The following is a 15439-nucleotide window of genomic DNA, read 5'->3' as shown; positions in this document are numbered from 1 at the left end:
GAGCCTGCCATGCCATAGGGAACACAAGTAATGGCAAACTGAACAACTGTTACTAAAAAAATAAGAAACTGACAGAGGCCGTGAAACGATGAATTTGACCGACGTCTGCTCGCAAATACCTGCGGCCTCACGTATGCACGATCACCGTATTCCTTTCAAGGAGCTTGCCATCGACGGCTACGTCTTGGGCGGCTTCACCTGGCGCCACCTGCGCACCGACCTCGAACGCCCCCTCGTCATCACCTACGGCTACCGTGGCATCGGCGACTCCCGCAGCGGCTCACTTCGTGGCTTCAAAGCCTCGTGGTCGGGTTGGGGCGTGCTGGATTTCGAGGCGATGCTGCAGCGAGCGACTACTGGGTTACTTCGACGGCAGTGAACGCACTCATCTGCGGATCGCGCCTGCTGATATTGGCGAAAAGGCAGTCGGACATTTCGCATTTTTTCGCAGCGAGCATCAGCAGAGGCTGTGGCCGATTGCATTGGTATGGCTGCAAAACGGCCAATTAGCTGCGGATACCCTTGGGATTTCCCCCAACCTGCGCTTCAATACTCCCCCCAGATCCAGCCCCCTAGGACGCTAAGCCCATGGCCTCGCCAGACAAGCAGCAAAAACGTGCCCAACGGGCAAAGGCCAAGGCCAAGCAAAACCGTACCCAGCGCGCCGTCGCGGCCAAGCCGGATGCGTTCGCCGGTGATGACAGCCGCATTGACCTTGAGTCAGTGGATTTGACCGAGCTGTTCGTAGAAATGCGCACGGCAGGCGAAACCAGCCAGCAAGCCCTCTGCGCCGTGTTCCTGGCCCACCCGTTGCTGGCGCTGGTGCTTGAGCAGGAAGGCGAAGAAGAAGCCACCGACTTTATCCTGGCGGCGCTGATCGAGTATCGGCAGTGGGCCACGGACACTGATGACGAGGCAGCGGCACTGGCGTGGATCGAGTCGCCGGAATTCCAGGCGGATTACGTGGCGGCGTCCCAGGCGCTGGTCAGCTCGCAAGAATGACGCACAACTAAATGTGGGAGCGGCGGTGCGACGATTCGCACCGCCGCTCCCACATTATTTACCGCATTCCGTCAGTTCAGTACGGCAGCACCCGCGCTCTGCGCCTTGCGCCGGCTGGATACAAACAGCCCTGCCGCCACGACCAGCAAGCTCAGCACCCCAGTCGCGATAATCTCGACCCGATGCGCTTCCTGGAACAGCATGATGGTCAGCGTGCCCACGATGAACACCATCACCGCGTAGGTCAGGCCCGGGAACAGCCACATCTTGAAGACGATCTTCTCGCCCGCCGCCGCGCGTTTCTGGCGCATGCGCAGTTGCGACACCGCGATCACCAGATAGACCAGCAATGCAATAGCGCCCGAGCTGGCGAGCAGGAATTCGAACACTGCCGCCGGGGCCACGTAGTTGGCGAACACTGCCAGGAACGCTGCGCCAGTAGACAGCAGCACAGCCCAGTAAGGCGTGCCACTCTTGTTAGTGCGCTTGGCCACGGCCGGTGCATCACCCCGACGGCCCAGGGAGAACAGCATGCGTGAGGCGGTGTAAAGCGCCGAGTTCAGGCAGCTGGTCACAGCTACCAGTACCACCAGGTCGACAATCAGCTTGGCATTCGGGATGCCCATACGCTCCAGTACGGTCTGATACGAACCCACCGCTGCCAGGGTCGGATCGTTCCAAGGCACCAGGGACACCACGATGAAGATCGACAGCAGGTAGAACAAACCAATCCGCCAGATCACCGAGTTGGTGGCCTTGGTGATTTGCTGGCCTGGGTTCTTCGATTCAGCCGCCGCGATGGTGACGATCTCGGTGCCCATGAAGGAGAACATGGTGGTCAGGATCGCCGCCATTACCGCGCCCATGCCGTTCGGCATGAAGCCTTGGGTGTCGAACAAGTGCGAAACGCCGCTGACCTGGCTGGTCGGCAGGAAGCCGAAAATCGCCGCCAGGCCGAGGATCACGAAGCCCACAATCGCCACGACCTTGATCAGCGCAAACCAGAACTCGAACTCGCCGTAGTTCTTCACGCTGAACAGGTTGGTCACGGTCAGCAGCAAGGTGATGATCAGCGTAAAGGCCCAGATGGCCACATCCGGGAACCAGGCATGCAGGATGGTCGCGGCGGCGTTGGCCTCCAGCGGAATCACCAGCACCCAGAACCACCAGTAGAGCCAGCCGATGGTAAAACCGGCCCAGTGGCCGATCGCCCGGTCGGCATAGGTGGAGAACGAACCCGTGTCTGGCGAGGCGACGGCCATTTCGGCCAGCATGCGCATCACCAACACCACCAGCGTACCCGCAGCGGCGTAAGCCAACAGTACGGCCGGGCCGGCGGCAGCAATCGCGTGGCCGGAGCCAACAAACAAACCGGCACCGATAACGCCGGCAATCGACAGCATGGTGACGTGACGCGGTTTGAGCCCCTGTTCGAGGTCATTGGAGCTTTGCGTACTACTCATTGACACACCTTTACGAGGAATTGCGAAAACGGTCCGCCCGGCCTGTGATCTTTATCGTGAAAAGAAACCAACAGGGCGTTCTTTATTTTTTACGCAAGATTTGCGCCAAAATGTTACAGCGTCGCGATTGACGCGGGTTGTAGGAGGATTGAGCAGTCCTCGCAAGTCATTGAGAACAATGGCATTCCGCTATAGCGTTACCGTGCGACTCACTTTCAATACGAATAAACGCACCATAAACACACACAAAAAGTACGTGACGCCCCACAAAAGGGCTGATACGCACCGTTTGCCCGGTTAACCCTTCCAACCCCCGGCCAAAGCTGGCACCATCGCGCCCTTTTTTACGCGAAGCCTGCGGCTTTTCGGGTTCAAACGGTTGTTCGGTTGTTGATGGCGCGACACGCTGCTGTGCCGATGCGACACCCTGCCGCACACCACCTGTTTACCGCCGGCCGCGCTGTTGGCTGCCATCAAGACGCTATGCTAGCTTGGCGCCTCGCCAGGAAGGCGGACCAACAGCGAAGATCGCAACGAATACAACGAGGACCGCACATGGCCGAGGCCACGCCCGCGCTTGAAATCCGCAACTTGCATAAACGCTATGGTGAGCTGGAGGTACTTAAAGGTATTTCGCTGACCGCTCGCGACGGCGATGTGATCTCGATCCTGGGTTCCTCCGGTTCCGGCAAGTCCACCTTCCTGCGCTGCATCAACCTGCTGGAAAACCCGAACCAGGGCCAGATCCTGGTGGCCGGCGAAGAGCTCAAGCTCAAGGCCGCGAAAAACGGCGAGCTGATGGCCGCCGACGGCAAGCAGATCAACCGCCTGCGCAGCGAAATCGGTTTTGTGTTTCAAAACTTTAACCTGTGGCCGCACATGAGCATCCTCGACAACATCATCGAGGCCCCTCGCCGTGTGCTCGGCCAAAGTAAAGCCGAAGCCATTGAAGTGGCTGAAGCCCTGCTGGCAAAGGTCGGGATTGCCGACAAGCGCCACGCCTACCCCGCGCAATTGTCCGGCGGCCAGCAACAGCGAGCGGCCATCGCGCGCACCCTGGCGATGCAGCCCAAGGTCATCCTGTTCGACGAGCCCACTTCGGCGCTTGACCCGGAAATGGTTCAAGAAGTACTTAATGTGATCCGCGCGCTGGCCGAAGAAGGTCGCACCATGCTGCTGGTCACTCATGAAATGGGCTTCGCCCGCCAAGTGTCCAGTGAAGTGGTGTTCCTCCACCAGGGCCTGGTCGAAGAGCAAGGATCGCCACAGCAGGTGTTTGAAAACCCGCTTTCGGCGCGCTGCAAACAATTCATGTCCAGCAACCGCTAACGGAGCAACATGCATGCAGAACTATAAAAAATTCCTCCTGGCCGCGGCCGTCTCGATGGCGTTCAGCGCCACGGCCATGGCAGAAACCTTGAAAATGGGGATCGAAGCGGCCTATCCGCCGTTCAACAACAAAGACGCCAGCGGCAACGTCGTCGGCTTCGACAAAGACATCGGTGACGCCCTGTGCGCCAAGATGAAAGTCGAGAAGTGCGAAGTGTATGTGTCCGACTGGGACGGCATCATCCCGGCCCTGAACGCCAAGAAGTTCGACTTCCTGGTCTCCTCGCTGTCCATCACCGATGAACGCAAGCAGGCCGTCGACTTCACCGACCCGTACTACTCCAACAAACTGCAGTTCATCGCCCCTAAAGCCACCGCCGACTTCAAGACCGACGCCGCTTACCTGAAAGGAAAAGTCATCGGTGCACAACGCGCGACGTTGGCCGGTATGTACCTGGAAGACAAGCTGCCTGATACCGAAACCAAGCTCTACGACACCCAGGAAAACGCCTACCTCGACCTGACGTCCGGCCGCCTGGACGGCATCCTGGCCGACAAGTACGTGCAATACGAATGGCTCAAGAGCAAAGACGGTTCCGCCTACGAGTTCAAAGGCGACCCGGTGGTAGAAAGCGACAAGATCGGTATCGCCGTACGTAAAGGCGACCCACTGCGCGAGCGCCTGAACAAAGCCCTGGCGGAGATCAAGGCAGACGGCACCTACAAGAAGATCAACGACAAGTATTTCCCTTTCAGCATCGAATGATCTGAACGGTATGCCCGACGCGCTCACGTGAGCGCGTCGGCTTTTTGCAATGCCTGCCGCGATATGAAAACACCATGAATTTCGATCTCTACGGATTCGGCCCGGCGCTTGCCGCTGGCGCGCTGATGACCGTCAAACTCGCGCTCACGGCCCTGTGCCTGGGGCTGGTGCTCGGCCTTGCCGGCGCCTTGGCCAAGACTTCGCCGTACAAGCCGTTGCAATGGCTTGGCGGTGCTTACTCGACAATCGTTCGCGGTGTGCCGGAACTGCTGTGGGTGCTGCTGATTTACTTCGGCACGATCAACGCCATGCGCTCACTGGGTGAGTTGCTCGACATTCCCGACCTGTCCCTCAGCGCCTTTGCCGCTGGCGTGATCGCGCTGGGCATGTGTTTCGGCGCCTACGCCACGGAAGTGCTGCGTGGGGCGATCATCTCCATTCCCAAAGGCCACCGCGAAGCGGGTGTGGCGCTGGGCCTGTCGAAGTTTCGTGTCTTTACCCGGTTGATCATGCCGCAGATGTGGCGCATCGCCCTGCCGGGGCTGGGCAATCTGTTCCTGATCCTGATGAAAGATACCGCGCTGGTTACGGTCATCGGCCTCGAAGAAATCATGCGCCATGCGCAAATCGCCGTAACCGTCACTAAACAGCCTTTCACCTTCTATATGGTCGCCGCGTTCATCTATCTGGCCCTGACGTCTCTGTCGATGGTGGCTATGCACTTCCTGGAAAAACGCGCCGCCCGCGGCTTCGTGAGGACGACGTAATGGAATGGGAAGTCATCATCAAGTGGCTGCCGAAGTTTATCCAGGGCGCCATCCTGACCCTGGAACTGGTGAGCATCGCTGTGATCCTCGGCCTGATCCTGGCCATCCCGCTGGGTATCGCGCGCTCGTCCAGGCACCTGTCTGTGCGTGCCCTGCCCTATGCCTACATCTTTTTCTTTCGCGGCACGCCGCTGCTGGTGCAGTTGTTCCTGGTCTACTACGGTCTGGCCCAATTCGACGCCATCCGTTCAAGCTTTATGTGGACGTACCTGCGCGACCCGTTCTGGTGTGCCACCGCCACCATGACGCTGCACACCGCAGCGTATATCGCCGAGATTCTGCGGGGCGCCATCCAGGCCATTCCGCCTGGGGAAATCGAAGCAGCCCGTGCGTTGGGCATGTCCAAGCCCAAGACGCTGTTCTACATCATCCTGCCCCGGGCCGCGCGCATCGGGCTGCCGGCCTACAGCAACGAAGTCATCCTGATGCTCAAGGCCAGCTCGCTGGCGAGCACCGTGACCCTGCTGGAGCTGACCGGCATGGCCAGGACGATCATCGCGCGCAACTACCTCACCGTGGAGATGTTCTTCACCGCCGGCGTGTTCTACCTGCTGATCTCCTTCCTGCTGGTGCGCGGCTTCAAACTGCTGGAACGCTGGCTGCGCGTCGATGAATGCCAGGGGCGTTGAAGCACGCTTTGAGGCGCTGGATGCGTTTCTGATCAAGCACCAAGGGCTGTGGCGACCACGGCCCTTTATTCATCGGCAATTGCCTTGGGAAACCGAGCATCCGGAACTGGCCCGGTGGCTGCGTCAACGCTCGTTGTCCGACGCAGAAACCAGCCATAACCACCCCCACACACTGCCGGCGCCCGCACCGTTTCCCACGCTGGCCTGCGAAGCCTTGCGTCTCAGTGCTGTGGATAAGTTACCGACGCGGCTCCTGCAACCCGCTGCGCAGCGCCTGAATGTCGACGTACCCGGGCGCAAATGGCAGCAAATCGAAGCGTTCGGCGCCGCGCTGCAATTTGCGCAAACACCCCGGCATTGGCTGGATTGGTGCGCCGGCAAGGGCCACCTCGGCCGCCGCCTGTTGCACACAGGCCAACAGCTGACGTGCCTGGAGTACGACCCGGCGCTGATCGCGGCAGGCCAGGCGTTGAGCGATCACCATGGCCTGCCCACTATCCATCGCCTGCAAGACGTGATGGCCGATGTGGCGCTCAGCCGTGAACACACGCCCGTCGCCCTGCACGCCTGTGGCGACCTGCACGTGCGCCTGCTAAAACTGGCCAGCGCGGTCGGTTGCCAACAGCTCGCGCTGGCGCCATGCTGCTATAACCGCATCACCGCCGACACCTACCAGGCACTGTCCACCGCAGGCCGCGCCTCAACCTTGCACCTGTCGATCGATGACCTTGGCCTGCCCCTGAGCGAAACCGTTACCGCCGGCAAGCGGGTGCGCTTGCAGCGCGACACGTCCATGGCGCGGCGCCTGGGTTTCGATCAACTGCAACGCGAGCTGCGTGGCTGCGACGAATACCTGCCCGCGCCTTCGCTGCCCACGCGCTGGCTGGACAAGCCTTTCGCCGACTACTGCCGGGAACTGGCACGTCTTAAGGGGTTATCCACAGGTGAACAGCAGTGGGCGACATTAGAGGCGTACGGCTGGAGCCGTTTGGCCGAGGTCAGAAACCTGGAATTGGTGCGTGGCCTATTTCGGCGCCCGCTGGAGTTATGGCTGGTACTGGATCGGGCATTGTTTCTAAGCGAAGCCGGCTACAAGATCGAAGTAGGCAGCTTCTGCGAAACCGCATTGACGCCGCGCAACTTGATGGTGCTTGCCGAGCGCGATTAAGGGGCAGAATTGTCGCACCACAGCCTGTGGATAACTCTGTTGATAGATTCTTTACAGAGCCTGTAGCCCTCTGCGCTACAGGTCGAAAAACAAGCTGATCATTTTTTGTTCACCCAATAAAACATCCGCAAAACAGGCAGTTGCGGCGGGATGAGAACCGCTCCAAAAAATGGCTGTTACGTGACATCCTCAACCAACCGATTGTGCATAAGCATCTGGCGTTAAGCGCATAAACCGCGACTTATAGCGATTTTTTGCGCGCAATCAATAACCGGCAAAGCGCGTCGATATGGTCTCCGGCCAAGGTCAATGCCTGGCTGTCCAAGGGGTCGACGCCAAACGCCAGCGCTTCACTGATTGCCCTGTCGCGGTGCACCTCCAGCGGCGGCTTTGCACCCAGGCGCTGCTTGAACGCCTCAAGCATGTCCAGGGTGAAGGCATCGTCCTCATCCAGTTGGTTAAGCACATAGCGAACCTGCGGTGGGCCCTCGCGCGCAAGATGCGGGGCCAGCAGCCTATCGAGTTGGTCCAGGGTGGCCAAGGACGCGGCGTCAGCTTTGGCAATCACCAACACCACATCGGCCACGCTCAAGGCTTGATCAAAGTAGACATTATTACCGGCGGGGGTATCGATGATCACCGTTTGCCGCTCGCTCAGGCGCAACCCCGACAACTGCTGCGCCAGCCAACCCGGTTCGCGCTTGAGCCAACCCTGAAGGTTTTCCTGCTGCTGGGTATCGATATCGCCAAAGGGGATGACCCGGCACCCGGCGAAGCCCGGTTGCAGGATCTGAACCCAGGGCGTATTCAACAAGCTGGCGCGACCGATGCCAGGCAAGCTCGCGCTGACGCCGAAGTGATGACGCAACGCGTTCTGCGGGTCCAGATCCAAAGCCACCACCGACTCACCCAACCGCTGCATGCCGCTGCTCAAGGCCGTGACCAGCGTGCTGCGGCCCACGCCTCCATTGGCCGATACCAACGCGACGACAGTGGGCCGTGCCACGGCAACCTCTTCCTGTTGAAGTGGTTCATTGGCCCTCGGGCCTGAAGAAGGAAAGGGGGCGCCATCGTCGACCGGAACACTGCCGAAGAAATGCAACCGCGCGTTCAGCCCGCGCACATCTCGCGTGACATGTTTGCCGAGCAACACAAAAATCTTGTCAGTAAGGCTCACGACCAAACTCCCACACGACGCAGCCTAAAGACGTGAAGGGCCGGCAAGAAGAAGGCTTACCGCAGGTCTTTTTATATAGGGCGCGCTCTGTTGCCGCATTCTCTGACAGCGAAAACAAAGTGTCATTATTTTGATGAAGTTAACGCTAAATTTTTAGACCGACGGCAAGTAGTCAAATTAATGACCCCGCCAGCATCCGATCCAACGTCTCTGAACCTATGAGCGAACCGGGCACCCGAGTCCCCGGTTCTGGCCCACCAATCGACTTAACGGCGAATGCGGTACTCGGTGAACGCGTAATCACCCTGGCAATCACTGGAAGGATCCGCCGCCACACTGACGTAATGCACGGTATCCGGGTCGACCAGTTTATACGTGTAGATATCCGGCGAAGGCACACCATCCGTGCGCAATTCATTCTTGCCGTTGGCCGCGGCCCACGTGCCCTGCTCGGTCTGAATCACCTGAGTCTGCTGCGCATCACGGAAGAAGGTAATAGTGAAACGGCCGTCCGGCTTGAGGTTATTGGTCCACGACAGGAACTGGCACTTGCTGGTCTCCGTGCGCAAGCCCTTCCAGGTACCGACCAACGCCGGATCGTTGCCAGGCTTATGGGTGGAACACGCGCTGAGGGCTGTGACGAGAAGGATCAGGGACAGTGAAAGAGTCCGTTTCATGTAAAGGCTTCCTTGGGTCGAAATGAGTGCGGAAATTGCCTTGATCAAGGCCGGGTAGACCGCTGGATGACAAGGGATGAATCCTACCTCGTTGCGAGGAAAAAGGGTTCGTTGCGAGAAAACCTTGGCTTCTGCAAAAATAGTCAGAATTCAGGGGTTTACAGAAGCTTGGCAATCGCTATAATCGTCGCCCTAACACGCCGGTATAGCTCAGTTGGTAGAGCAACTGACTTGTAATCAGTAGGTCCCGGGTTCGACTCCTGGTGCCGGCACCACATTAGGCTCCATTGCACTCCACCGAATGCTCTGGAAGCCCCGAAAACCCGCCCTTTGGCGGGTTTTTTCGTTCCAGGACCCTCTGTCGGGATCCAACAAAATCCCCCTTCCCCGAGGGTATGTTAGGGGTACTGCGATTTCCCGGTCAGGAGCGCGTACCCCCATGCCACGTCTAGCGATCCCCCTCAGCGACTTGCAATGCCGCACCGCCAAAACCCGCGAACGCGCCTACAAACTGTTCGACGGCGGAGGCATGTACCTTTTCGTCAAACCCAATGGCGTGAAGACCTGGCGCTTGAAGTACACCAAGCCCAGCGGCAAGGAAGGCACGCTAATCATCGGCAATTACCCCATCGTTACCCTTTCCGTCGCACGACGTAAGCGAGACGAAGCCAAGGCGTTGCTGCTCGACAACCTCGACCCAATGGAAGAAAAGAAGAAGGCCAAGATCGTAGCCCAGCGGGCGGCACTGCTTTTCGAAACCGTTGCCCTAGAGTGGCACGCTGATATGTCCCGCCGCTGGACCGAAGGTCACGCAAAAACCGTAATGAGCCGACTGCGCACCCACGTCTTCCCGCTGATCGGCCAACGGCCCATCGCCGAGCTCGATACCCACGACCTTCTAGAGATCACCCAGCGCATCAAGGAACGCGGCACCATGGATGTGGCGTTAAGGGTACAGAACTACTTATCCACCATCATGCGCGGGGCCAAAAGAGCCCGGCAGATCACCATGAATCCTGCACTAGATCTGGCAGGCTCGATTCACGCGCCGCGCACAATCCATCGCCCGGCCCTCTCCCTCAACCGCCTACCCGAACTGCTGCACCGTATCGACAACTACAACGGCCGCGAGCTGACGCGCCTCGCCGTCCTGCTGACGTTGCATGTATTCGTCCGCTCCAGCGAACTGCGCTTCGCGCGATGGAGTGAGTTCGACCTCCAACGCGCCATGTGGGAAATCCCCGATACACGCGCTCCGATTGAAGGGGTACGCAACTCCACACGTGGGACCAAGATGAATGGCGATATTCAAATGGTGCCGCTGTCGCCGCAGGTCATCGAAATACTGGAGCGCGTGCGCAGCCTCAGTCGCTTTTCAGAGTTAGTGCTACCGGGCGACCACAAGTACTGGAAGCCCATGTCCGAGAACACGGTGAACACCATGCTCCGCAACGTCGGCTATGACACCAGCAAGGACGTGTGCGGCCACGGCTTCAGGACCATGGCCTGTAGCGCCCTGCTGGAGTCCGGGTTATGGACCGACGCAGCCATCGAAAGACAAATGAGCCATAAGGAACGCAACCGCGTGCGCGCCGCGTATATCCACAAAGCTGAATTTCTAGAGCAGCGCCGGCTGATCATGGCGTGGTGGAGCAATTACATTGATGCCAATCGCAGCGGCCATGTAACGCCTCACGAATTCGCTCACCCAGTCGGCAATAACATCACCGCCCTACAAAATAGCCGTGGCGCATCCAAACGTGGGTAAGCCAATGAGATCACCGCAGTCCGCTCTTCCACGCGGGTCCATCCAAGCGGGGCTGCAAAGCCGCCCTGCTTGGATGGACCTCATTTAAAAAATCTAAAGCCCACGCAAACCGTCTGTGGAAAACCACAGATTTCCACCGGTGGATAATTTCATCCACAGCCGCAGAACGCCCGAAAATTCGCGCCTTGACCCAAATTATCCACAGGCGTAGAAAAGATCGGGCAAAGCGCTGTCGTTGACAGCAACCCCAGGTAGCCAGAACCTTTAAGGCTACGCCACACCGTGGTGGTTCTCCCAAAGTGCGATTAGCGTCCGGCGGCTCGCACGGTCACAGCGATGTGATGGATGCCTACTTTTACCAGTGTGCCCACTGCGGCAACTTCCCCCTTTCATAGCTGCCCTGCAGCAACCTATCCGCTTGGCCATTTCATTGCGCCAACCTGCGCCCGTCTCTTTCTCCCGGAAGGAGACGGGCGCTCCTACCGCTGCTGCAGCCCAACTCGTACAAGGCTTTGCGGCATTCCCCCTCGTGACAATCGGCGTGACAAACACCGAAGTCACCAACAACAGCGATGCAGATGATGGTGCCGCAGCCCAGGGAATGGACTGCACCTGACTGACAGTCAGGCACGCCCCGATCATCGCATTACTGCCTTCACCCGACTCAGGATCTCGCGGCGTTGGTTTCGTCAGCCAACGCAGCCTCCACCCGCCCACTTCCTCGGAAGTGCTGAGGAGGCCAGATCATGAGATTGAGATGCCCAAGCTCCCGGTCGTAAAGAGCCGCCAGTCCCGCGTTAGTGGACAACCCTCACAGGTCGCAGGGGCCTTGATCCCTGATAACACTCAACATTCTTGGCGGGATGACGTGGGGAAAGTTTTAAAAGTCTTAGCTTCGAGAGGAGTTCGATCATGGCACTGGTGGGCAAGCGAGGTGGCCGCAATTTTGGCTATGGCCGACAACTGAGCTATGCCGGGCCCCAGGCATTGCGCGATCTATTTGGCGGCGGGCATTACGGCACGGTCAAAGCACACAGTGATCGCTGGCAGGCGTTTGTACGCTGGTGTCGGTCGGAGGAAGGGCCGGGGTTTAACGATGCGCGGCAGATTAATTGGCAGACCTTGCTGGACTACACCGGACATCTGCGCCAACAAGTTGAACAAGGTGAGCTGGCCATCGCCACTGCGCAAAACCGGTTGTCCAGTGTGAATCGGACCATGGCCGCACTTCGCGGTGATCAGTATGTGAAAGTGCCGAGCCCGAGTAAGGCGCTGGGAATGCGGCGCAGCAGTGTTCGTCGTTCAGCGCCGCAATGCCAAGATCGCGAACAGGTGAAGCGGATCGTCGACGTGCTTTGCGAAAACCAGCAGCCGCACGCCGCGGCCATCGCTCAGTTAGCGCGAGCCACCGGTATGCGCTTGCGCGAGGCGATTTTGGCCGACCTTCCCCGTCTAAAACGTGAAGCCAAGCAATTCGGCAAGATCAACATCCAGGACGGCACCAAAGGGGGCCGCTCAGGTGCCTCCGCGCCTCGTTGGATTACGGTGGATGATCATATTCGTGAAGCTCTGAGGTTTGCCGAACAGGTTTCGCCCAATGGTGGCCGCAACCTGCTGGCACCGAACGAAAGCTACCTCGATTTCTGGCAGGGGATCGTCCGCCCCGCCCGAGATATCCTCCATACGCACAAACTCAAAGGCTTTCACGAATTGCGGGCAGCCTATGCGTGCGAACGCTATGAGCAAATCACCCATAATCTCGCGCCCATCAACGGTGGCAGGTGCAGGCGCCTCAATCCACGCCTTGATCGAGAGGCACGCTTACAAATCAGCTATGAGCTCGGACACGGCCGTATCGACGTGGTATCGGCGTACATCGGTGGCCCAGCATGAGCAAGCCATTCGATATGGAGCTGTTCCTGGTGGGCGTCCTGACCGGATCGCACACCACCCGCCAACGCCACCTGCGTCAGGCGAAGGCTATCCAAACAGCGATCGCTGAGCGCTGGCACCGAGACAATCCGTGGTCTTGGCGGCGAAAACATCTTTTGTGGTTTCTAACCCGTCAAGTAAACCAGCACGCTGAGTCGACGCGCTACTACTACCTGCTGACCACAGATCTGATCACTCTGCGCTTAGGAAAAACTTGGCAGTTCAACCGCTAGACCTAGGTTACCTACAGGCCAAAACTGGATTTTCGCAATAAAACCTTTAGATCCCCATATTACCTGCGCTGCTTGGTTGCCTTTGGTCCCCTCGACACGCTACCCTCGGCGCACTCCCAAAAAATTTGAAAACTTTGCACTGGAGAGTTGCGGTGGTTCTTAGTTTCAAAGCTCTACCTTGTCATAACAAATGAAGCACTACATGCCATCGAAGCTTTCAGTCGTTTGCTTTAAACCAATTACAAAGAGGATCTCGCTTGGATAGACTTGAATTATTTATGCCAGCAATTGTTCTCGGGCTTTCATTCATGCTCAAACTGTTTATAGATCGCTCTACAACAATGCCACAGGCGATCGAGAGCACCCTTGAACTTCCTGTTGACATTACATTCCTAGCGATATCTTTAGTTATGGGATTCACAATATCCCCAACTGGAAACCCTCGAGAGGGAATGGCATGGTTTGCATTTTATATGTTTGCAGCAATATTCATTGTCTTTTTTTGGCGTAGATCCATCAAATACTTTGATGTAGGCCACGTTAAATCAGTTGTCTGCTTGGCAGGTGCGAATTACCTCATGGCAATATTTGCACTCGTTAATTCAGTTAACCTTGTAATGGGAAATGCAAATGGCGGCCAGTGATATCTACAGTATTATTGCTCTGTCTTTGACAATGATGGCATTTATATACGGAATGTTTAATGCAACATTAAAGTTAAAAGACTCTAAATACAATGACGAAAAAAGACGCATTGAAATCGAAGCCATGCGTCGTAACCTTGAAGAAAAAATCTATCACAATACAGATCGCCTTACAGCAGATCCAGAGCGCTGGTCACAAGTAAATCACTTAGTGATGGATTTCCTTTCAAAGTCTGAATCAGATAAATCAGCAGCTACACAAGACTTGAGCGGAAGGAAGTTTTTAGCAGCTTCAGGAATTAGCCTGGAAACTTTAAAAATTGACAAAAAGAAAGTTTTCGTTCTAACGCCATTCCACCCACGATTTGAGGAAACATATCGACTGATAAGCGGCGCTTGTCAGGATGTCGGATTATCTTGCACTCGCGGTGACGAACAGTTTATTCAAGGCGGCATTCTTTCTCATATACTAAGAGAGATGACCACTGCCGGAATTATTATCGCAAATATCGACGGCAGAAACCCTAACGTATTTTACGAGCTTGGAATAGCACATGCTCTCGGCAAAGGTGTAATAATTCTAGCCTCAGGTTTGGATGATATCCCGTTTGATCTTAGATCGCAAAAATTAGTGCTATGGAAGACACCGGAAGAGTTGGAAAGAGGATTGCACCAAGCACTTACCCGAATGCTCATTGAGAGCTAAAGTCGTTGTTGACTCTATCGACCTTAGCTAACGCTTTAGCGTGTGATAGCTTTTGTCGATGGTGGTCATTCACAACCATCCGCTCTCTACCAAGAGCAATCATCTAGAGCATTTCCGACCACACCTAAATTCAAATGCTATCTCTCCTATATTGAAAAGTGGCAGCACGCTAATGAGCAATACTAAAGTACCCTACAGCAAGTCACTCGAAGACGAACTAGATTGGAAAATGGTAGATCAATTGCACTCAGCTGTCTCCCAGATAAGCGGATTCTGCTTCGAATCGAAAAAACTTTGCGTGTCCATAGAGTTTATAGTAGTAGGCATCATCGCATCTTTCACGAAAGATAGCTCTGGTAACTCAGCCTTAGACCACTCAATATTCGTCGCCGCCTTGCTTATACCACTCTGCTTTTGGTTTTTGGATTCGGTGGCGTATTACTACCAATCAAAGCTGCGAGTGAAGATGGAGGAGATACGTGGTGATATCGCCAAAAGAAGTAATAATAAATCAATAATGTCTATCGGCCATCCGTTTATTGAAAAGAATAGAACTGGACTATCTCAATTCATCCAGGTCAGAAAGGCATGTTTAAATCATTCAATGTGGCTATATTTCTTAATGATAGTTATTGATTTTTCGATCTGGATACTTTTTTACACCAAAATAATTTCATGAAAATCTTCGTTAGCTATACTCAGCGCGATGGATTGGTAACTAAAAAACTGCTATTGCGATTGAAGTCTCATCTTGAAAGTACATCGGAGCCATTCATACATGCCTTGGAACAGGACAAACTAAAACATCAACAACTTGGCGTAGTTATAGCAATAATTCGTTGCCACTTGATTCTTGTTATCGACTCACCTTGCATATGCGAGTCACCTTGGGTCCGGTTCGAGCTGGCGCTAGGAAGACTTCTTCGAAGACCGATGATTCGAGTTCCTATAGATTCACTAAGCCATTGGCAGGATTATTAATCGGCTCCCTCTGAGGTGCTGTTCTCACAGTATCTTTTTTGACCTCGGTAACACTTTAATTTCTTTCGGTACTCGGAGAAGCGAAAGAACATTCAAGAGATTGATCTCAGTCCAAAAGAATGGATCGAATGGACTAT

At 56.1% G+C, this 15439-nt stretch carries 14 protein-coding genes, 1 tRNA gene and 1 pseudogene; 13 read left to right on the top strand and 3 right to left on the bottom strand.

The features are described from left to right. Positions 1-133 precede the first annotated feature (133 nt). A pseudogene (locus tag AACY08_RS09205) lies at positions 134-584 on the top strand (hypothetical protein). Between the two features lie 4 nt (positions 585-588). Next, positions 589-1002 carry a hypothetical protein gene (locus AACY08_RS09200; protein ID WP_339469156.1) on the top strand — a complete coding sequence of 138 codons (414 nt, stop codon included), beginning with the start codon at positions 589-591 and terminating at the stop codon, positions 1000-1002. A gap of 71 nt (positions 1003-1073) precedes the next feature. On the opposite strand, the gene gabP is transcribed toward AACY08_RS09200, so the two are convergent. Then, positions 1074-2465, bottom strand: coding sequence for a GABA permease (gene gabP, locus AACY08_RS09195; RefSeq protein ID WP_339469155.1), 1392 nt, complete (start codon positions 2463-2465; stop codon positions 1074-1076). Between the two features lie 555 nt (positions 2466-3020). Between gabP and AACY08_RS09190 the strand changes: the two genes are divergently transcribed. From AACY08_RS09190 to AACY08_RS09170, 5 genes are all read left to right on the top strand, one after another. Further along, the gene (locus AACY08_RS09190; protein ID WP_339415474.1) at positions 3021-3794 is read left to right on the top strand and encodes an ABC transporter ATP-binding protein; all 774 of its coding nucleotides are present in this window, start codon (positions 3021-3023) and stop codon (positions 3792-3794) included. A 13-nt stretch (positions 3795-3807) separates the two neighbouring features. After that, positions 3808-4560 (top strand): ABC transporter substrate-binding protein, encoded by a 753-nt coding sequence (locus AACY08_RS09185; protein ID WP_339469154.1) that lies wholly within the window; start codon positions 3808-3810, stop codon positions 4558-4560. 74 nt (positions 4561-4634) lie between these two features. Next, on the top strand, positions 4635-5327 hold the full coding sequence (locus tag AACY08_RS09180; RefSeq protein ID WP_339456735.1) for an ABC transporter permease: 693 nt from the start codon (positions 4635-4637) through the stop codon (positions 5325-5327). Then, positions 5327-6016, top strand: coding sequence for an ABC transporter permease (locus tag AACY08_RS09175; RefSeq protein ID WP_339415471.1), 690 nt, complete (start codon positions 5327-5329; stop codon positions 6014-6016). The genes AACY08_RS09180 and AACY08_RS09175 overlap by 1 nt, the downstream gene beginning before the upstream one ends. After that, positions 5997-7184, top strand: a complete 1188-nt coding sequence (locus tag AACY08_RS09170) for a methyltransferase (RefSeq protein WP_339469153.1) — start codon at positions 5997-5999, stop codon at positions 7182-7184. Before AACY08_RS09175 ends, AACY08_RS09170 begins: the two co-directional genes overlap by 20 nt. Positions 7185-7425: 241 nt before the next feature. Here AACY08_RS09170 and bcsQ read toward each other — a convergent pair whose 3' ends face one another. Further along, positions 7426-8361, bottom strand: a complete 936-nt coding sequence (bcsQ, locus tag AACY08_RS09165; protein ID WP_339469152.1) for a cellulose biosynthesis protein BcsQ — start codon at positions 8359-8361, stop codon at positions 7426-7428. Positions 8362-8627: 266 nt separating this feature from the next. Continuing rightward, positions 8628-9038 carry a hypothetical protein gene (locus AACY08_RS09160; RefSeq protein ID WP_339469151.1) on the bottom strand — a complete coding sequence of 137 codons (411 nt, stop codon included), beginning with the start codon at positions 9036-9038 and terminating at the stop codon, positions 8628-8630. A 199-nt stretch (positions 9039-9237) separates the two neighbouring features. On the opposite strand from AACY08_RS09160, the gene AACY08_RS09155 reads away from it, so the two are divergent. The 6 genes from AACY08_RS09155 (at position 9238) to AACY08_RS09130 (ending at position 14321) form a co-directional block, all read left to right on the top strand. Beyond that, positions 9238-9313, top strand: a tRNA-Thr gene (locus tag AACY08_RS09155). Between the two features lie 164 nt (positions 9314-9477). Further along, complete coding sequence (locus tag AACY08_RS09150; RefSeq protein WP_039013494.1) at positions 9478-10806, top strand: tyrosine-type recombinase/integrase; 1329 nt, start codon at positions 9478-9480, stop codon at positions 10804-10806. Positions 10807-11718: 912 nt separating this feature from the next. Continuing rightward, entirely contained in the window at positions 11719-12699 is a 981-nt protein-coding gene (locus AACY08_RS09145; protein WP_339469149.1) for an integrase domain-containing protein, read from the top strand. Continuing rightward, positions 12696-12971: a hypothetical protein gene (locus AACY08_RS09140; RefSeq protein ID WP_039013492.1), complete on the top strand. Its 276-nt coding sequence runs from the start codon at positions 12696-12698 to the stop codon at positions 12969-12971. Before AACY08_RS09145 ends, AACY08_RS09140 begins: the two co-directional genes overlap by 4 nt. Positions 12972-13228: 257 nt before the next feature. Continuing rightward, entirely contained in the window at positions 13229-13615 is a 387-nt protein-coding gene (locus AACY08_RS09135; RefSeq protein ID WP_339469148.1) for a hypothetical protein, read from the top strand. After that, the gene (locus AACY08_RS09130) at positions 13602-14321 is read left to right on the top strand and encodes a hypothetical protein (protein ID WP_152618631.1); all 720 of its coding nucleotides are present in this window, start codon (positions 13602-13604) and stop codon (positions 14319-14321) included. Before AACY08_RS09135 ends, AACY08_RS09130 begins: the two co-directional genes overlap by 14 nt. Positions 14322-15439 lie beyond the last annotated feature (1118 nt).

The organism is Pseudomonas sp. EL_65y_Pfl1_R83 (assembly GCF_963970695.1).
Taxonomy (GTDB): Bacteria; Pseudomonadota; Gammaproteobacteria; order Pseudomonadales; family Pseudomonadaceae; genus Aquipseudomonas; species Aquipseudomonas tritici.
Note: the sequence above shows the minus strand (reverse complement) of the source record. Positions and strands in the feature narration are given on the sequence as shown.